This window comes from Ralstonia pickettii, assembly GCF_030582395.1.
In the GTDB taxonomy this organism is placed as follows: Bacteria; Pseudomonadota; Gammaproteobacteria; order Burkholderiales; family Burkholderiaceae; genus Ralstonia; species Ralstonia pickettii_D.
In genome coordinates, this window is record NZ_CP104381.1 from 1727123 (window position 1) to 1743898 (window position 16776).

General features: G+C 62.1%; 19 protein-coding genes and 2 tRNA genes. 9 read left to right on the forward strand and 12 right to left on the reverse strand.

Annotated elements, in window-relative coordinates; all coding sequences use genetic code 11:
• Positions 1-121: 121 nt before the first annotated feature.
• Positions 122-361 carry a hypothetical protein gene (locus tag N5B55_RS08245; RefSeq protein WP_009240770.1) on the forward strand — a complete coding sequence of 80 codons (240 nt, stop codon included), beginning with the start codon at positions 122-124 and terminating at the stop codon, positions 359-361.
• Positions 362-386: 25 nt separating this feature from the next.
• Here the strand turns inward: N5B55_RS08245 and N5B55_RS08250 are convergent, their stop codons facing one another.
• Positions 387-1421, reverse strand: coding sequence for a quinone-dependent dihydroorotate dehydrogenase (locus N5B55_RS08250; protein ID WP_178960192.1), 1035 nt, complete (start codon positions 1419-1421; stop codon positions 387-389).
• A 226-nt stretch (positions 1422-1647) separates the two neighbouring features.
• Here N5B55_RS08250 and N5B55_RS08255 point away from each other — a divergent pair.
• From N5B55_RS08255 to N5B55_RS08275, 5 genes are all read left to right on the forward strand, one after another.
• Positions 1648-1724: transfer RNA gene (locus N5B55_RS08255), tRNA-Met, on the forward strand.
• Between the two features lie 28 nt (positions 1725-1752).
• Positions 1753-1829: transfer RNA gene (locus N5B55_RS08260), tRNA-Met, on the forward strand.
• Between the two features lie 191 nt (positions 1830-2020).
• Positions 2021-2608 carry an NUDIX hydrolase gene (locus N5B55_RS08265; protein ID WP_009240772.1) on the forward strand — a complete coding sequence of 196 codons (588 nt, stop codon included), beginning with the start codon at positions 2021-2023 and terminating at the stop codon, positions 2606-2608.
• A 24-nt stretch (positions 2609-2632) separates the two neighbouring features.
• Positions 2633-3379 (forward strand): leucyl/phenylalanyl-tRNA--protein transferase, encoded by a 747-nt coding sequence (gene aat / locus N5B55_RS08270; protein ID WP_304539734.1) that lies wholly within the window; start codon positions 2633-2635, stop codon positions 3377-3379.
• Positions 3366-4130, forward strand: a complete 765-nt coding sequence (locus tag N5B55_RS08275; RefSeq protein ID WP_304539735.1) for an arginyltransferase — start codon at positions 3366-3368, stop codon at positions 4128-4130. The genes aat and N5B55_RS08275 overlap by 14 nt, the downstream gene beginning before the upstream one ends.
• On the opposite strand, the gene N5B55_RS08280 is transcribed toward N5B55_RS08275, so the two are convergent.
• From N5B55_RS08280 to N5B55_RS08300, 5 genes are all read right to left on the reverse strand, one after another.
• Positions 4131-4298 (reverse strand): hypothetical protein, encoded by a 168-nt coding sequence (locus N5B55_RS08280; protein WP_173004184.1) that lies wholly within the window; start codon positions 4296-4298, stop codon positions 4131-4133.
• A 14-nt stretch (positions 4299-4312) separates the two neighbouring features.
• On the reverse strand, positions 4313-4627 hold the full coding sequence (locus tag N5B55_RS08285) for a TM2 domain-containing protein (RefSeq protein WP_009240776.1): 315 nt from the start codon (positions 4625-4627) through the stop codon (positions 4313-4315).
• Positions 4628-4696: 69 nt separating this feature from the next.
• Positions 4697-4978 (reverse strand): hypothetical protein, encoded by a 282-nt coding sequence (locus tag N5B55_RS08290; RefSeq protein ID WP_304539736.1) that lies wholly within the window; start codon positions 4976-4978, stop codon positions 4697-4699.
• A complete protein-coding gene (locus N5B55_RS08295) occupies positions 4975-6384 on the reverse strand; it encodes a LutB/LldF family L-lactate oxidation iron-sulfur protein (RefSeq protein ID WP_304539737.1) in 1410 nt (469 codons plus the stop codon). The genes N5B55_RS08290 and N5B55_RS08295 overlap by 4 nt, the downstream gene beginning before the upstream one ends.
• A gap of 36 nt (positions 6385-6420) precedes the next feature.
• Complete coding sequence (locus N5B55_RS08300; protein WP_154206899.1) at positions 6421-7146, reverse strand: (Fe-S)-binding protein; 726 nt, start codon at positions 7144-7146, stop codon at positions 6421-6423.
• A gap of 239 nt (positions 7147-7385) precedes the next feature.
• Between N5B55_RS08300 and N5B55_RS08305 the strand changes: the two genes are divergently transcribed.
• Positions 7386-8183 (forward strand): IclR family transcriptional regulator, encoded by a 798-nt coding sequence (locus N5B55_RS08305; RefSeq protein ID WP_065856395.1) that lies wholly within the window; start codon positions 7386-7388, stop codon positions 8181-8183.
• 67 nt (positions 8184-8250) lie between these two features.
• On the opposite strand, the gene pbpG is transcribed toward N5B55_RS08305, so the two are convergent.
• The 5 genes from pbpG to N5B55_RS08330 form a co-directional block, all read right to left on the reverse strand.
• A complete protein-coding gene (gene pbpG / locus N5B55_RS08310; protein ID WP_154206900.1) occupies positions 8251-9441 on the reverse strand; it encodes a D-alanyl-D-alanine endopeptidase in 1191 nt (396 codons plus the stop codon).
• A 437-nt stretch (positions 9442-9878) separates the two neighbouring features.
• A complete protein-coding gene (locus N5B55_RS08315) occupies positions 9879-10586 on the reverse strand; it encodes a nitroreductase (RefSeq protein ID WP_304539738.1) in 708 nt (235 codons plus the stop codon).
• A 16-nt stretch (positions 10587-10602) separates the two neighbouring features.
• Positions 10603-11046 carry an acyl-CoA thioesterase gene (locus N5B55_RS08320; RefSeq protein WP_304539739.1) on the reverse strand — a complete coding sequence of 148 codons (444 nt, stop codon included), beginning with the start codon at positions 11044-11046 and terminating at the stop codon, positions 10603-10605.
• 58 nt (positions 11047-11104) lie between these two features.
• Positions 11105-12022, reverse strand: coding sequence for a DMT family transporter (locus N5B55_RS08325; RefSeq protein ID WP_178960196.1), 918 nt, complete (start codon positions 12020-12022; stop codon positions 11105-11107).
• Positions 12019-13026, reverse strand: coding sequence for a histone deacetylase family protein (locus N5B55_RS08330; RefSeq protein WP_304539740.1), 1008 nt, complete (start codon positions 13024-13026; stop codon positions 12019-12021). The genes N5B55_RS08325 and N5B55_RS08330 overlap by 4 nt, the downstream gene beginning before the upstream one ends.
• A gap of 357 nt (positions 13027-13383) precedes the next feature.
• Between N5B55_RS08330 and N5B55_RS08335 the strand changes: the two genes are divergently transcribed.
• Positions 13384-13965 carry a phasin family protein gene (locus N5B55_RS08335; RefSeq protein ID WP_004635938.1) on the forward strand — a complete coding sequence of 194 codons (582 nt, stop codon included), beginning with the start codon at positions 13384-13386 and terminating at the stop codon, positions 13963-13965.
• A gap of 341 nt (positions 13966-14306) precedes the next feature.
• The gene (locus N5B55_RS08340; protein ID WP_065856407.1) at positions 14307-14867 is read left to right on the forward strand and encodes a hypothetical protein; all 561 of its coding nucleotides are present in this window, start codon (positions 14307-14309) and stop codon (positions 14865-14867) included.
• A 104-nt stretch (positions 14868-14971) separates the two neighbouring features.
• On the opposite strand, the gene lpdA is transcribed toward N5B55_RS08340, so the two are convergent.
• Positions 14972-16753, reverse strand: coding sequence for a dihydrolipoyl dehydrogenase (gene lpdA / locus N5B55_RS08345; protein WP_304539741.1), 1782 nt, complete (start codon positions 16751-16753; stop codon positions 14972-14974).
• Positions 16754-16776 lie beyond the last annotated feature (23 nt).

Consider the following 16776-nt stretch of genomic DNA (forward strand, 5'->3'; position numbering starts at 1 on the left):
ATAGCCGAAAGTAGGACAGCGGCCGACAGAACTTTGTAGGAAAATGCCGGGCAAACCTTGATTGCAAACTTTGTTGAGCGACTCGTACCCAGCTGCTCGACGCTTCCAACCGGGGACAGCTTTGCCCCATTCATCCCTCCGCATCTTGGGCCGCTCCAAGCCCTCGCTGACCGCACTGATCGTGTTGCTGGTCGTGGCCGCCCTGTTGTTTGCGATCCCGCGCATGATCCTGCCGTGGGCGCAATCGGCCTTCCTGCAAAACCTCGACCCGGCGGTTTGGGCCGATTACGCGGGCCCATATGACCTGGCAGCCGCAGTGGTGGCCGCCAGCGCGTTCGTCATCTTCCTGCTCCGCCGCTAGGCGCGGCGCACCTGCCGCACTTGTTCTAACGCGCCAACGCGCGCGCGCATTCGGCAATCAGGGCCGGGCCGCGATAGATCAATCCCGTATAAAGCTGTACCAGTTGCGCGCCCGCGTCGATCTTCTCGCGCGCGTGCCCGCCGGCCAGGATGCCGCCCACGCCAATGATGGGCACCGCATCGCCCAGCAAACCATGCAAGGCGCGAATCACCCGCGTCGAGCCCTCCCGCACCGGCTGGCCCGACAAGCCACCCGCCTCTTCCGCATGCGCCAGACCGACGACCGCCTCACGGCTGATCGTCGTGTTGGTCGCAATCACGCCGTCCATCTTATGGCGCAGGAGCGCGTCGGCAACGTTGGCAATCTGGTCATCGTCCAGGTCTGGCGCGATCTTGAGTGCCACCGGCACGTAGCGCTTGTGTTGATCTGCCAGGCGCTGCTGTGCCCCGCGTAGCGTCCCAAGCAGACTGTCCAGTTCGCTCGCGCCTTGCAGTTGACGCAGGTTCTTCGTGTTCGGCGACGAAATGTTGACCGTCACATAGCTTGCATGCGGATACACGCGCTCCAGGCAATGCAGGTAATCGTCGACAGCACGCTCGATGGGCGTGTCGGCGTTCTTGCCGATGTTAAGTCCCAGCACGCCGCCCCCCTCCCTCCACTTCGATGCCTTCACATTGTTGATGAACGCATCGACACCGCCGTTGTTGAAACCCATGCGGTTGATCAGCGCATTGGCCGCCGGCAAGCGGAACATGCGCGGGCGCGGATTGCCCGGCTGCGCACGCGGTGTGACCGTGCCGACCTCAATGAAGCCGAAGCCGAGGGCGCCGAGGGCATCGATATACGCACCGTCCTTGTCCAAGCCGGCAGCCAGCCCAACCGGATTGGGAAACTTCACGCCCATCACCGTGCGCGGTTGCGCTGCTACCCGCCCACCGATACAGCCCGAAAGCCCCATCGCGTGGGCTCGCTTGAGCTGATTCAGCGTGAAGTGATGTGCGTCTTCTGGGTCCATCGAAAACAGCAGCGGGCGGGCAAGCGGGTACAGGGCGTTGAGCACGATCGGAATCAAGAGTAGAACGCGAAAGGCGGCATTGTAAACGGCACGCAGCGATGCATCGTGTGAGCCGCTTTCGAACGTAGCGGCGCACGACGTGTCCAATCATGAGTCTGCGCGGGGATTCGCGAGCTCGCTAGAGGGACAGCACGCACCGTCAACATGCATGCCACTCGAGAAAGGTGTTGCGTCGCCGCACAAGTCTCGCTATACTCTTTTATTCGACGGACGCGGGGTGGAGCAGTCTGGCAGCTCGTCGGGCTCATAACCCGAAGGTCGCAGGTTCAAATCCTGCCCCCGCAACCAGCCAGAAAGTCGAATGCGTTTCTACGGACGCGGGGTGGAGCAGTCTGGCAGCTCGTCGGGCTCATAACCCGAAGGTCGCAGGTTCAAATCCTGCCCCCGCAACCAGCCAAAGTAGAACGGCTCGCTCCAAGACCTGAGCCGAATCATGAAGCCCGCACACAGCGGGCTTTTTGCTTTTCTACGTTTCCACCCGTCGCTTTGCGTGCAACTCAGTCGATACGTGTGCCCCGCCGGAGCCACGCGGGACCGTATCGCCGCGGTGATACACTGAGGCATTCCACCCGCGACGATTCCCCATGAAATTCTGTTCCAACTGCGGCCAGTCAGTCGTCTCGCGCATTCCTGCCGGCGACAACCGACTGCGCGACGTTTGCGACCACTGCAATACGATTCACTATGTGAATCCGCGCAACGTGGTCGGCACCGTGCCCGTTTGGAACGACCAGGTCCTCCTCTGCAAGCGCGCGATTGAGCCGCGCTACGGCTTCTGGACCCTGCCCGCCGGCTTCATGGAAATCGGGGAGACGACCGCCCAGGCCGCCAACCGGGAAACCGTGGAAGAAGCCGGCGCCAATGTTGAAATCGGCGAACTGTATTCGGTGCTCAACGTGCCGCACGTGCATCAGGTGCATCTGTTCTATCTGGCCAAGTTGAACGATCTGGATTTCGCGCCGGGCGAAGAAAGCCTGGAAGTCGCACTCTTCAATGAGGCCGACATACCTTGGGATGATCTCGCCTTCCCGACTGTGATCCACACGCTGCGCTGTTTCTTCGCAGACCGCGCGGCTGGCAAGCTTGCCGACGGCAGCTTTCGCCTCCATACGCTCGACATCTACAAGCCGATGCGCTCCGCCGCGATAGACACGCCGGCCACGACGCCGTAACGCCCACCCCACGTTGTCTGCATCATGATCGCCTGGCTGGATCCGCATGATCCCTTCCCGCCGGTCGATCGTGCGCTGGGGCCGGAGTCTGAAGCGCCTGGGCTGCTGGCCGCAAGCGCCGAGCTATCGCCGCAACGGCTGCTGATTGCGTATCGGCAAGGTATTTTCCCGTGGTACGCCCAGGGCCAGCCGGTGCTGTGGTGGAGCACCGACCCGCGCATGGTGCTTCGCCCCGAAGACTTTCGCGTATCGACGACATTTCGCAAAACGCTGCGCCGCGTGCTTGACGACCCCGCCTGGGAAATCCGCATCGACCACGGATTCCGAGAAACGATGGTGGCGTGTGCCACCACAGCCCGCCCCGGCCAGCACGGCACGTGGATCACCGAAGACGTTATTCAGGCGTACACATCCCTGCACCGCCGCGGCTATGCACACAGCGTTGAGACCTGGTACGCGGGGCAACGCGTGGGCGGCTTGTACGGCGTGGCGCTCGGCCGCATGTTCTATGGCGAGTCGATGTTTGCGCATCGCACCGACGCTTCCAAAATCGCGCTGGCGGCGCTCTGCGCCTTCCTCGGCGGTCAGGGCGTCGCGATGATAGACTGCCAGCAGGAGACCGAGCATCTTGCGTCGCTGGGCGGCGCCCCAGTGCCGCGCGCGGCGTTTCTTGCACATGTGCGGGAAGCGGCCAACGCGCCGGCCATCGTGCCTTGGCACTTCGACAAATCGGTGCTCCGCCGGTGGACCGTGCGCAATGAGCAAGCTTAAGGAACTTCCCCTCTCAGCATTGCAGTTCTATGCAACCGCGCCCTACGCGTGCAGCTATCTGGATGGCCGCTTGGCGCGCTCGCAGGTCGCTACGCCGGCGCATCTGATCAATGCCGATGTCTATTCGAAGCTTGTGCGCGCCGGCTTCCGGCGCAGCGGCATCTTCACCTACCGCCCTCATTGCGACGACTGCCATGCATGCACGCCATGCCGCGTCGTCGTCGATCAATACGCGCCGTCGCGGGCACAGCGCCGCGCCGCCGAGCGGCATCAAGCCCTTGAGGCTCTGGTTGCACCGCTTACCTATGTCGAAGAGCACTATCAGCTCTACCTGCTGTATCAGTCGGTCCGCCATGCGGGCGGCGGCATGGATCACGACAGCCGCGATCAATACGAGCAGTTCCTGCTGCAGAGCCGCGTAAATTCGCGTTTGGTGGAGTTTCGCGAGCCGCCCGAATCGCCATCGGCGGGCAAGCTGCGCATGGTCAGCATGATCGACGTGCTCGAAGACGGGCTGTCGTCCGTCTACACGTTCTACGATCCGATCGAGCAAAAGGCGAGTTACGGGACGTACAACGTTCTTTGGCAGATCGCCCAGGCGCAGGCGCTGGATCTTCCCTACGTCTATCTCGGCTACTGGATCGAACAGAGCCGAAAGATGGCCTATAAGGCGCACTTCCAGCCGCTGGAACTGCTCGTCAACGGCGAGTGGCGGCGATTTGAAGACGTGGTGCCGCTGTCCACGGAATGATCAGCGCGACGTGCGCTCGACCCCGACATCGACGACGCCGTAAGCACTGATGTTGGAACTCTCGCGGTATTGATCGCGCGAAGTCGTGCAGCCTGCCAACGCGCCGGCGGCGCAAACCAAACCAGCCGTCCAGAGTGCGGCGCGCTTCCACCAAGTGGTTTTGTTCATGAGGTCGATTCCTTTCAGGGCGTGGTCGAAAGCTGCTCGGCTAGCGCCGTGTTATTGGCCCGGACCATTCCGGGAATCAGGAACACGTCCACCAGCACCCACAGTCCGCCGATAACCGCTAGCACCCAACCTGCAGTGTTGCCCATGTCACGAAATGCGAGCCATGTGCCGCCAATGTTGGCGATGGCCTGCGCGATGCCGCTGCCTGGCCGCTTCAGGTAGAAGCGATGCGCCCCAAGGAAGCCCAGCAAAAACCACCACAGATAAGCCACGCCAGAACTCTTCTTCTGGGCGTCGTACAGCATGATTTCGCGGGCGGTCTGGTTCATGGCATTGGATGACTCGGGAATAGGCTCTCAGACACTAGCACGCATCCCGCGTTCCATGCCGCCTCCCAATTACATGCGGGCGAACTTGGCCTCGGCCTTGTCCGTCCACAACCGCATTTCGGCCAGCAACGACGACGGCGAGAAAGAGCAGCTTTCCTCGCCAAACGACACCGCCATATCCAGCCGCTGCAGCAAAGAACGCCGCACCTGATCGTACGCCGGAGGCAAGACCGCCAACGGCGCGAGAACGGCATCGTCGCGCCACTGCTTGAGCAGGTGCGGCAAATCGGCCGACTTTGCGTGTCGATCGAGCGCGTCGCGCAGCGTTTGGAGAGAATCAGCGGAGGTCATGCTCGGGCCTTCTTTTCACGGTACAGCTCACGGAATGTTTTGCCTGCGGGGGCCGGCATGTCGCGTGTGTCGGTCCACCCCTTGCCGACCGGCAGCGAGTGGATCAGCTTCTTGTCACCGCCCATCCAGCGCAGCATGCGCGCTGCCATCCAGGTGCTGGCGGAGTACAACGCCGGTCGCTTTGCCATGAAGCCCCACACGCGCAAGCCAAAGCGTTCCGCCTGCGGGCGAAGTTCGCGCTCCATCTGTTTTTCGCGCAGCGTACGCAGCAGGTCCGACAACGGGATCGACGCAGGACACACGCGATTGCATTCACCGCACAGCGTCGCCGCTTGCGGCAGGTCCAGCGCGTTCGACAGCCCAACGTAGCTCGGCGTCAGCACGCTGCCCATCGGGCCCGGATACACCCAGCCGTACGCGTGGCCGCCGATCTTCTGATAGACCGGGCAATGGTTCATGCAGGCGCCGCATCGAATGCAGCGAAGCATCTCCTGGAATTCGCCGCCGATCAGGCCGCTGCGGCCGCCGTCGACGATGACGAAGTACATATGCTCCGGGCCGTCCTTCTCGCCGGGCGCGCGCGGGCCTGTGAGGAGCGAGAAATAATTCGAGATCGCCTGCCCCGTGGCGGAGCGCGGCAGCAAGCGCATGACGGTCGCCAGATCCTCCAGCGTCGGCAGCACCTTCTCGATGCCCGTCACGGCAACGTGCACGCGCGGCATGATCGTGCACATGCCCTCGTTGCCCTCATTGGTGACGATCGCCACGGAGCCCGTCTCGGCAATGATGAAGTTGCCGCCCGTGACCCCCATGTCGGCGGACAGGAACTCCGGCCGCAGCACTTCCCGCGCCTCGCGCGTCATCTCCGGAATATCGGACAGCCGCGGCTTGTTGTGCGTCTTTGCGAAGAGATCGGCGATCTCCTCCTTATCCTTGTGCACCACCGGCGCAATGATGTGCGACGGCGGCTCGCTGTCGTTGATCTGCAGGATGTACTCGCCCAGATCGGTCTCGATGCTCTGCACCCCCATCTCGCCGAGCACCTGATTGAGGCGCATTTCTTCGGTCACCATCGACTTGCTCTTGATGACCTTCTTGACGTCGTGCTTGCGGGCGATCTCGGCGACCAGGCGCGCGGCATCGGCCGTGGTTTCGGCAAACAGCACCTTGGCACCACGGCGCGTCGCTTCCGCCTCGAACGTGGCAAGCCACATGTCGAGGTTTTCCAGCGCGCGGTTGCGGCGCTCCTTCAGCGCTTCACGCGTGGCCGGAAAATCGATGTCCTGGATGGCCGCCGCGCGTGCGGTGACAAACTTTGTCGAAAGCTTCGTGAGGTTCTGCTGCAGGCGCTTGTCGGCGAGCTTCTGCCCCGCGCGCGCCTTGAATTCCATGCTGCGGACTTGCATGCGATTGCGTCTCCGTCGTGTTCGTGGCGTTGCGATTTACGCGTCGCCGGCGAGGACTTGCGCGATGTGCAGCACGCGCGTGTGCGTGTCACCCGTACGGCGCAGCCGGCCTTCGATGTTGAGCATGCAGCCCACGTCGCCGAGCACCACCGCATCGGCGCCGCTGGCCTTGATGTTGGCGCATTTCTCATCCGCAATCGCGGTGGAGATATCGCCGTACTTGATCGAGAACGTGCCGCCGAAACCGCAGCAAGCCTCGCATGCAGGCATCTCGGTCAGTTGCACGCCCGGAAGTTTGCGGAGCAACTCGCGCGGCTGCGCTTTCACGCCAAGCTCGCGCAGACCAGAGCACGAATCGTGGTACGTCACGTGGCCGTGAAACTCCGAGTCGAGCGCTTCGATGCGTGCCACGTTGACGAGAAAATCGGTCAGTTCGTACACACGCGGCGCAAGGCGCTCATATCGACCCGCCAGCTCCGGATCATCGCGAAACAAATCGGCGTAGCCCTTGCGGATCATGCCGCCGCACGACCCGGACGGAATGACAACGTAGTCGAACTGCTCGAATTCCTTGAGCGTTTTCTCGGCCAAGTCACGGGCCAGGGGGCGATCCCCAGAGTTGTAGGCGGGCTGCCCGCAGCAGGTCTGCGCGGGGGGCACCACGACGTCGTAACCGGCCTTTTCCAGCAGCTTGAGCACCGAAAACCCGATCTCGGGCCGCATCAGATCAATGAGGCAAGTGACGAACAAACCTACGCGCATGGGAGTCTCGTGTGTTCTGCGGGAGCCGCCATTATGCGCCTGACACCGCGCGTGGCACGGGTCTACGGGCACAGAACTTCTTCATGCCGGTGGTGAGTGCGCTTCACGAGGTGGCGCCAAGCACAGTCGCTGGCCGACCGAGAAAGCCCTCGAAAATACCCGGAATCATGCTTCGGGAGGGTGCGCATTTTCACATCGTGGGATAGAATTTTGCATCGCATCCGCAACCCACTGCACCCATGGCAGAAGCAGACAAGGACCCCGGCAAGACGTCTATCCAGGTCATCGAACGCATGATGATGCTGCTAGACGCGCTTGCCGATCACGCCGATCCGGTCAGCCTGAAGGCGCTGTCGGCCAGCACCGGCCTGCACCCGTCCACCGCGCATCGCATCCTGAACGACATGGTGGCTTGCCGCTTCGTCGATCGCTCCGACCCGGGCAGCTACCGTCTCGGCATGCGTTTGCTGGAACTGGGCAACCTCGTCAAGGCGCGCCTGTCGGTACGAGAAGCGGCGCTGGCGCCGATGCGCGCCCTGCACCGCCTGACGGGCCAGACCGTCAACCTCTCGGTGCGTCAGGGCGACGAGATCGTCTACATCGAGCGCGCCTATTCCGAGCGCTCCGGTATGCAAGTCGTGCGCGCCATTGGTGGCCGCGCGCCGCTGCATCTGACTTCGGTTGGCAAGCTGTTCCTGGCTGCTGACGAACTGGGCCGTGTGCGCGCCTATGCGACTCGCACGGGCTTGTCTGGCCACACCCGCACCTCCATCACGGATTTGCCCAAGCTTGAACGCGAACTCAACTGGGTGCGCACCAACGGCTACGCGCGTGACAACGAAGAACTGGAACTCGGCGTGCGCTGTATCGCTGCCGGCATCTATGATGATTCGCGGCGTCTGGTCGCGGGCTTGTCGCTATCGGCACCGGCAGACCGGTTGCAGGACAGCTGGCTCGACAACCTCAAAGACACTGCGCTGCAAATCTCCAAAGGGATGGGCTACACGCACGACGACGATACGGTGCGCGCAGAGTAAGCCGCTGGCGTTGACCAACAAAAAAGCGCGTTCGATGACGCGCTTTTTTGTTGGGCGATGCCCCGGCTCAAGCGCCGTGCTGGTCCGACGCCAGCACGGTTGCCGGCTGCGTGGACACCGGCACATTCCGCAACGGCGCTGCCGCCTGCGTGGCCGGCTCGATGTGCGGATTGCGCTCCAGCCAATTGCGTACGCGCGTGGCGTCTGCAAAACGCGTGAGGTTGCCGGCCGAATCCAGGAACACCATCACGACGTTGCGGCCATGCACGTTGGCCTGCATCACCAGGCAGCGGCCTGCCTCGTTGATGAAGCCGGTCTTTTGAAGGCCGATATCCCACTCTCCGCCGCGCACCAGACGGTTGGTGTTGACGTAGTGGAGCGTGCGCCCGTTGGCGCTGACCGTATGTTCAGGAGTGGTCGTGAATTGCCGAATGAGCGGTACCTTGTAGGCCGCCATCACGATCTTGGCAAGATCCTGCGCGCTCGACACATTGCTGCTCGACAGGCCGTTCGAATCGACATAGTGCGTATCGTTCATGCCCAGCTCGCGTGCCTTGCGGTTCATGGCGGCAACGAATGCCGGACGACCGCCCGGATAGTTGCGGCCGAGTGCAGAAGCCGCACGGTTTTCCGACGACATCAGCGCCAGCAGCAGCAGGTCTTCGCGGGTAAGCATCGTGCCGAAACGCAGGCGCGAGCCCGTGTTGCGCTCGTAGTCGCGATCTTCATCGGTAATTTCAAGCAGCTCGTCCATCGGCTGATGGGCATCGGTCACGACCAGTGCAGTCATCAGCTTGGTGATCGAGGCGATCGGCAGCACGGCCGACGAATTCTTCTGGAACAGCACTTCGCCGTTGTTCTGGTCCATTACCAGGGCGACGGAGGAACGCAGCGCCAACGCATCGGGCGTCGCACGCAGGCCCATCGCTTCACCCAGCGTCGGCGATGCCGGCACAAACGCGGCGCGCACCGGACGAGCACCGCGCTCAACCATGATCACGCGGCGCTTGCCCTTCACTGTGACGACCTTGCGGACTTTGCTGGAGACGACTTCATCACCATTCGCAGCCGCGACATTGGCGCTGGCCTTGCGATTAGCAACGGTCTTGCCTTTGGATTTGGCTTTCTTGCTGGCGGCGGGTTTTTTATCGGCCGTGGCAGCGTTGGCCACTGTAGCGACTGAGGCAGCAGCGAGCGCGACCGTCATCAGCGAAACAAAGCCGAGACGTCGAAAAAATGAGGAAACAGACCGTGACATGGTTCGATCACCCGCGCGTGAGATGGCGCAAGTGTAGGCAAAAACAAAATTCTTAGCAAGATGAAGGACTTAGCTCACGGCCTTAAAGTTTGACCTGTGGAGCCTTATCATTCGGTCATCAATTCGACGCAATTGTCTGCTCACGCAGAACTGCAATGGCGAAGAAAGTTGCGCAAAGCGCACATAACGCTCAGGGAGGAATCATCAACGGATTCCGGAAGTTCCCGTGAGTTCCGTGGCGCTTGCCGACAATCACGGTTTACAACCGAAGCCAACAGTTCCTAACAACACGTGCGCGTCATACGCCGAGTCACAGATGGAAGTCTAACGACGGATGCGCAGTATCTGTTGACATAATTCGATGACTTTTCGCCGCCATTTCTCGCTTTGCACGAATATGTGCGCCGTAGCGCGCGGGCTCCGGCACGATGACGACATCAATCCAGGAAGCGAGTGAACTCGGAGACAGGTGCGCGCTCGGTGACGAGCGTATTTTCGATGGCAGCACGATTCGCATAACCCATCGACATGCCGCAGACGAGCATTTCGTCATCGGTCAGCCGCAGATGCTCGGCGATGATCCGATGGAACTGCGTGAAAGCGGCCTGTGGACACGTATCGATGCCGCGAGCACGCGCTGCCACCATCACCGCTTCCAAAAACATGCCGTAATCAAGCCAGCTGCCCTGCTCCATCACGCGGTCGATTGTGAAGATGATGCCGACCGGCGCATCGAAGAATCGGAAGTTGCGCGCATGCTGTGCGTGCATGCGCTCCTTGTCGGTGCGGCCGATGCCCAGCAGGCCGTAAAGATCCCAGCCGACCTTGCGGCGGCGGCTCTGGTACGGATCGATCCATGTGCGGGGGTAGTACGGATACTCCTCGCGATGCACCGTGTCCGCCTCCGGGTGGTCGTACGCCGCCAACACCGATTCGGACAAGCGTGCTTTCGATTCACCCGTCAGCACATAGACTTTCCACGGCTGCGTGTTGCTGCCTGACGGCGCACGGCGTGCGACATCCAGAATCGCTTCGATGTCTTCACGAGCGACCGGCGTCGGCAGGAACGCGCGTACGGAACGGCGCGAAGTGATTGCCTGATCGACGAGCTCGACTTCTGCGGAGGTGGGGCGTCGGTCGGTCATGGCAATGCGTACAAATTCAAACGGTGATATTGGACGCCAGCGGCTCCAGCACGGCGCGCAACGCATCGGGCAGCGGCACCGGCCGGCGCGTTTCGCGGTCGACGTAGACGTGCACGAAATGGCCCTGCGCGGCCGCTTCTTCCGTGTCGCCGCGGAACAGACCCACCTCATAACGCACGCTTGTGTTGCCCAGGCGCGCAACACGCAGTCCTGCCACCACGGGGTCCGGAAACGACAATGGCGCGAAATAGTTGCATTGCGTCTCGATGACGAGGCCGATGGTGTCGCTGTGCTCGGGGTTCAGCACGCCCTGCTCGATCAAATAGGCGTTCACCACGGTGTCGAAGTAGCTGTAATAGACGACGTTGTTGACGTGGCCGTAGACGTCGTTGTCCATCCAGCGCGTGGTGATGGTGTGGAAGTGGCGGTAGTCGTCGCGCGTCTGACGGGGCGTGCTCATAGGCGGCAAGCGGGTCGCAGTGGAAAGTGATCAGGATACGCCAGCCGCTCCAACCCGGTCACTTGCGGATGACGAGCGCCACACCGCACGCGGCGATGACCATGCCGAGCGCTGCCAGCGGTGGAAAGCGTTCACCGAACAGCGCCCAGGCCATCACGGCGGTCGTGGGCGGCGTGAGATACAGAAGCGACGTCACCTTGGTGGCCGCGCCCTTGCGGATCAGCACAAACAGCAGCGAGATCGCGCCGATCGACAGTGCCAGCACCGACCACACCAGCGAGCCGATCATCGGCAGCGTCCAATGCACCTCGCGCGTTTCAAACAGGAACATGAACGGGAGACACAGTAGCGCCGACGCCCCGAACTGGATACACGCACCCATCCGCAGGTCGAACACCGGGCAATGGCGTTTTTGATATAGCGTGCCGACGGTGATCGACAGCAACGCACCCACGCACAGCGCAAGCGTCGTCACGCCGACGCCTGCCAGGTGCAGCTTGTTCGCCACCACCAGCCCCACGCCGGCGATGCCGCAAAGCAACCCCAACCATTGGCGATTCGACACACGCTCGCCGCGCATTGATACATACAGCGCAGTCAGAATCGGCTGCATGCCGACGATCAGCGCGGTCATCCCAGCCGGCATGCCGAGCTTGACCGCTGCCCAGACGCCCGCCAGATAGCCCCATTGCATCAACAAACCGGCCACCGCGATGTGGCCGACGGCCGCCCAGTCGGTGTCGCCCGTGCCGGCGCGGCGCGGCAACGGTACGCGCGCAACCCAGACCAGGGGCAGCAGGCACACCAGCACGCCCACGAACCGCAAGAACAGGAACGTGATCGGCTCCGCGTACGGCATTCCGTACTTGGCCACGATAAAGCCCGTGCTCCAGATCAGCACGAACAGCCACGGCATGGCAACGACAAACAGGGAGTCGCGCGCGGAGCCGGGCGCGACGGAAGACACTTGGGTCATGCGGAAAGCGGAAGAGAGGTCGATGCGCCAGCGCCCTCGTCGCGTGCCGCCCAGCGCTGTGCGTGGCGGGCAGCCAGGGCGATGGTCTGCGCGTGGACGGCCACGGTATCGTCGATATTGTTGCCGTAGCCGCCCGCCATGGTAACGGCAACCGGTATGCGCCGTTGATACGCGAAATCGAAGACTTCCTGATCGCGCCGGGCCAAGCCCTGCAGCGTCAGTTTGAGCCGGCCGAGCCGATCGCCCTCGTGCGGATCCGCACCTGCCAGATAGATGATCAACTGCGGCTTGAAGCGCCCGGCCAGGATGTCGAGTGCGCCGGTCAGCGCTTGCAAATAGTCTTCGTCGCCGCAGCCATCATGCAGACCGACATCCAGGTCTGACGCCTCCTTGCGGAACGGATAGTTTTTTTCGCCGTGCAGCGACAAGGTGAAAACCGTGGCGTCATCGCGCAGGATGGACGCCGTGCCATTGCCCTGATGTACGTCTAGATCGACGATTGCGACCGGAAAATCCCCCGGCGTCCTGCCGGCTTGCCGCTGGATCCAGCGGGAAGCGATGGCTGCGTCGTTGAATACACAAAAACCGCCGCCCTTATCTGCATAGGCATGGTGCGTGCCGCCCGCAAGATTGACGGCAATGCCATCGGCCAGCGCTGCATCACATGCGGCCATCGTGGCGCCGGCCGAACGACGGCTGCGCTCCACCATTTCCGGTGACCAAGGAAAGCCGATTTCGCGCTGGCGCGCCGGATCAAGCCGACCGGCGGTGACCGCATCAACATATTCAGTCGTGTGCGCCAGCAGCAACGCGTCATCATCTGCCCGCGGCGCCTCGTGCATTGACAGCCCCGGGACGTCTGCCAGGACCCGCGCCCGCAGGTCGCTGTACTTGCGCATTGGGAAACGATGCCCCGGCGGCAATGGCAAGACAAAATGGTCGGTGTAAAACGCCCGCATGTGAATAACAAATCGCAACGCAACGAAAATGGCACCCGGGCGCATCCTAACCTAGGCTGCACTCGTGTGTTTTTTTGAGACGGAATTACGGCCGAAAGTGGTCGACGGCACCCCTCGCGCACCAAGAGCGCGCATTTTTCTGCCACAAAAAATTACGCCAAACGGTTGATCACGCAATTCCTGTGCACGAAAAATCAGGGAATTCTGATTTTTGTGCGATGCACAAAGAACGCTTGACACTGATTTGCCATTCAACAACAATGAAATTGTTGCGATGCACCATCCCGAATTCATCGCGATGTCGCCTGGAAGGCCCGACGCTGACCGTCATGCTTTGTACATCTGGGCGATCTAAATTTTCATTTTGATTCCCCGACCCACCTTTGTATTTGGAGAGACAACATGCTGACTCAGGAACAGATCGCTGCGGCGCACAAGGCCAACCTGGAAACGTTCTTCGGTCTGACCAACAAGGCTTTTGAAGGCGTCGAAAAGCTGGTCGAACTGAACCTGCAAGTCGTCAAGGCGACCCTGGCCGAGAACGTCGAACACGCCAAGAAAGCGCTGACCGCCAAGGACGCACAAGAGCTGCTGTCGGTGCAAACCGCCGCTGTGCAGCCGCTGGCTGAAAAGGTTCTCGCTTACAGCCGCCACCTGTACGAAATCGCTTCGGACACGCAAACCGAATTCAGCAAGGCTGCTGAAGTGCAAATCGCTGAAAACAGCCGCAAGCTGCAAGCGCTGGTCGACAACGTGTCGAAGAACGCTCCGGCTGGTTCGGAATCGGCAGTTGCCCTGGTGAAATCGGCTCTGTCGGCCGCCAACAACGCCTACGATTCGGTGCAGAAGGCCACCAAGCAAGCTGTGGAACTGGCTGAAAGCAACTTCCACGCTGCTGCCAATGCCGCCAGCAAGGCAACCGCTCAGGCTTCGGCTCAAGCGCGCGCTGCCACCGGCAAGAAGTCGACGACGACCGCTGCCTAAGCGCTAAGCTGCTTCAGTTTTCTGGTTGTTGAAGCGGGCCTCTTTCGGGAGGCCCGTTTTGTTTTGGCCGTCGAGCCACTCCTCCAAACAGGTCGTTTGCGCGCATTTGCGCGGAACCGAAACGCACGCCCCGCGGTCCATTCCACCGTGTCCGTCAGATTGTCTCCTCGGTCCCGCTACCGAAACCTGTCCTCAGTGGTGATCAGTGGGTACCTTTAGCCCGGCTTCGGCCGGGTTTTTTTGTGTGCGCCCGAAACGTGCCGCGCCTTCAAATTGCGAACTTTGCAAGCGGGCGGCGCTCCATTCTGTATTGCGGCCCACCGTTTCTTTTTTCCATCCCAATGTCTCGCGAATCTCTGGCCAAGCGCAGTCTGATCGTCGGGGCGGCGCTTATCCTGCTGTTAGAAGAGTGGATCTGGAAGGCCATGCAGCGGGCAACCGCCCGTTTGGCAGCGCACCCGTGGGTCGGCGCAGCGGAGCGGAAGTTGGCCCAGTTGGAACCCATCGAGGCGCTCTGCGCTTTCGCCCTGCCGATGTTGGCCTTGCTGCCCTTCAAGCTCGCCGCCGTCTACGTGCTGGCGCGAGGCCATGTCATCGCAGGGACGTTCGTTCTCGTTGCAGCGAAAATTGTCAGTACCGGCCTCGGCGTGCGCATTTATTCCGCTGTGCGCCCTCAGCTGCACACAATCGCCTGGTACGCCCGCTTGGAGTTGGCCTTCCTGGCATGGAAGCAGCGCATGATTGCCGCCCTGCAAGCAACGCCGACCTGGCAAGCCGTTCGGGTTCGAATCGCCATCTGGCGCATGCGGAGACACGGACTGATACAACAGATGTGGCGCCGGCTGACCGCGGCGGTGCGCCTGCTTCGCCGGTATCGGCGCCGAGCCCAGCCTCGGCACTGACTCCCCGCGCGCCACTCCAAAGAAAAGGGCCGCTCAACCGTGCGGCCCTTTTTTTGCCAGCCAAATTTTGAAGTGCCCCCCGCAATCTGGCAGTTAATTGCAGTTCAACGCTTGCGAGCGGGCGGCACGTCCGTGCAAACGCCTTCGTAGATTTCAGCAGCCATGCCCACCGACTCACCCAGCGTCGGGTGCGGGTGGATGGTCTTGCCGATATCCACGGCGTCCGCGCCCATCTCGATGGCCAGGCAAACCTCGCCGATGAGGTCACCCGCGTGCGTGCCAACAATGCCGCCCCCGATGATGCGGTGGGTTTCCTCGTCGAAGATCAGCTTGGTGAAACCCTCATCCCGGCCGTTGGCAATGGCCCGGCCCGAAGCCGCCCAAGGGAACACGCCCTTGCCGTACTTGATGCCCTGCGCCTTGCATTGCTCTTCGGTCAGCCCTGCCCAAGCCACTTCTGGATCGGTATAGGCGACCGACGGAATCTGCTTGGCGTCGAAGTATGCCTTCTCGCCGTGCGCGGCTTCCGCCGCCACATGGCCTTCGTGCACGGCCTTGTGTGCCAGCATCGGCTGCCCGACGATGTCGCCGATCGCGAAAATGTGCGGCACATTCGTGCGCTGCTGCTTGTCCACGTCGATGAAGCCACGGTCCGTCACGGCCACGCCGGCCTTTTCTGCGCCGATGCGCTTGCCATTCGGCGCGCGGCCCACTGCCACCAGCACCATGTCATAGCGTTGCGGCTCCGCTGGTGCGGCTTCGCCCTCGAACTTGACGTAGATACCGTCCGGCTTGGCTTCCACCCCGACCGTCTTGGTCTTGAGCATGACCTTGTCGAAGCGGCCCTTGTTCATCTTGTCCCACACCTTGACGAGGTCGCGGTCAGCGCCCTGCATCAGGCCGTCGAGCATTTCCACCACGTCGATCCGGGCGCCGAGCGTGCTATACACCGTGGCCATTTCCAGCCCGATGATGCCGCCGCCGATGACCAGCATCTTGGCCGGCACTTCGCGCAGTTCCAGCGCGCCGGTCGAATCGACGATGCGCGGATCTTCCGGAATGAACGGCAGCTTCACGGCTTCGCTGCCTGCAGCGATGATCGCCTTGGCAAAACGGATGACTTTCTTCTCGCCCGTCGTTGCCTTGCCGTCGCCGTCCGTCAGCTGCACTTCGAGGTGGTTCGGGTCCAGGAACGCACCGACGCCACGCACGACCTGCACCTTGCGTGCCTTGGCCATGCCGGCCAGCCCGCCGGTCAGCTTGCCGATCACGGACTCCTTGTGCTTGCGCAGCTGGTTGATATCAACCGTGGGTTCGCTGTAGACAATGCCGTGTGCGGCCATGGCCTTGACTTCCTCCATGACAGCCGCGGTGTGCAGCAGCGCCTTTGACGGGATACAGCCCACGTTCAGGCAAACGCCGCCCAGCGTGGAGAAGCGCTCCACCAGCACAGTGCTCATGCCGAGATCCGCGCTGCGGAAGGCGGCCGAATAACCGCCGGGGCCCGAGCCAAGGACGAGCATCTCGCATTCGATATCAGCGCCGCCGGCATGCTTGCTCGCTTGCGGTGCGGGGGCCGATGCGGCCGGCGCAGCAGCGGGCGTTGCGGCCGGAGCCGGTGCTTGCGCAGGCGCCGGAGCCGCCGCCGCGCCCGCTTCCGCCGTGGCAATCACCGTGCCTTGGCTGACCTTATCACCCACCTTGATCTTGACTTCGACGATCTTGCCAGCCACATCCGACGGCACGTCCATGGTGGCCTTGTCGGTTTCCAGCGTGATCAGCGCCTGATCGACGGTGACGGCATCGCCCGCCTTCACCATCACTTCAATGACGTCCACGTCCTTGTAGTCGCCGATGTCCGGCACCTTGATTTCCACCACGCTCATTCCTGACTCCTTGTTCTTGTCGT

What these genes read in the sequence shown, in the direction of transcription:
- N5B55_RS08315 (WP_304539738.1), bottom strand. Translation starts at nt 10,586, where the DNA reads ATGACCGACCGACGCCCCACCTCCGCAGAAGTCGAGCTCGTCGATCAG.
- N5B55_RS08335 (WP_004635938.1), top strand. Translation starts at nt 13,384, where the DNA reads ATGCTGACTCAGGAACAGATCGCTGCGGCGCACAAGGCCAACCTGGAA.
- N5B55_RS08320 (WP_304539739.1), bottom strand. Translation starts at nt 11,046, where the DNA reads ATGAGCACGCCCCGTCAGACGCGCGACGACTACCGCCACTTCCACACC.
- lpdA (WP_304539741.1), bottom strand. Translation starts at nt 16,753, where the DNA reads ATGAGCGTGGTGGAAATCAAGGTGCCGGACATCGGCGACTACAAGGAC.
- N5B55_RS08285 (WP_009240776.1), bottom strand. Translation starts at nt 4,627, where the DNA reads ATGAACCAGACCGCCCGCGAAATCATGCTGTACGACGCCCAGAAGAAG.
- N5B55_RS08280 (WP_173004184.1), bottom strand. Translation starts at nt 4,298, where the DNA reads ATGAACAAAACCACTTGGTGGAAGCGCGCCGCACTCTGGACGGCTGGT.
- N5B55_RS08275 (WP_304539735.1), top strand. Translation starts at nt 3,366, where the DNA reads ATGAGCAAGCTTAAGGAACTTCCCCTCTCAGCATTGCAGTTCTATGCA.
- N5B55_RS08340 (WP_065856407.1), top strand. Translation starts at nt 14,307, where the DNA reads ATGTCTCGCGAATCTCTGGCCAAGCGCAGTCTGATCGTCGGGGCGGCG.
- N5B55_RS08325 (WP_178960196.1), bottom strand. Translation starts at nt 12,022, where the DNA reads ATGACCCAAGTGTCTTCCGTCGCGCCCGGCTCCGCGCGCGACTCCCTG.
- N5B55_RS08300 (WP_154206899.1), bottom strand. Translation starts at nt 7,146, where the DNA reads ATGCGCGTAGGTTTGTTCGTCACTTGCCTCATTGATCTGATGCGGCCC.
- N5B55_RS08330 (WP_304539740.1), bottom strand. Translation starts at nt 13,026, where the DNA reads ATGCGCCCGGGTGCCATTTTCGTTGCGTTGCGATTTGTTATTCACATG.
- N5B55_RS08305 (WP_065856395.1), top strand. Translation starts at nt 7,386, where the DNA reads ATGGCAGAAGCAGACAAGGACCCCGGCAAGACGTCTATCCAGGTCATC.
- N5B55_RS08295 (WP_304539737.1), bottom strand. Translation starts at nt 6,384, where the DNA reads ATGCAAGTCCGCAGCATGGAATTCAAGGCGCGCGCGGGGCAGAAGCTC.
- pbpG (WP_154206900.1), bottom strand. Translation starts at nt 9,441, where the DNA reads ATGTCACGGTCTGTTTCCTCATTTTTTCGACGTCTCGGCTTTGTTTCG.
- aat (WP_304539734.1), top strand. Translation starts at nt 2,633, where the DNA reads ATGATCGCCTGGCTGGATCCGCATGATCCCTTCCCGCCGGTCGATCGT.
- N5B55_RS08290 (WP_304539736.1), bottom strand. Translation starts at nt 4,978, where the DNA reads ATGACCTCCGCTGATTCTCTCCAAACGCTGCGCGACGCGCTCGATCGA.
- N5B55_RS08265 (WP_009240772.1), top strand. Translation starts at nt 2,021, where the DNA reads ATGAAATTCTGTTCCAACTGCGGCCAGTCAGTCGTCTCGCGCATTCCT.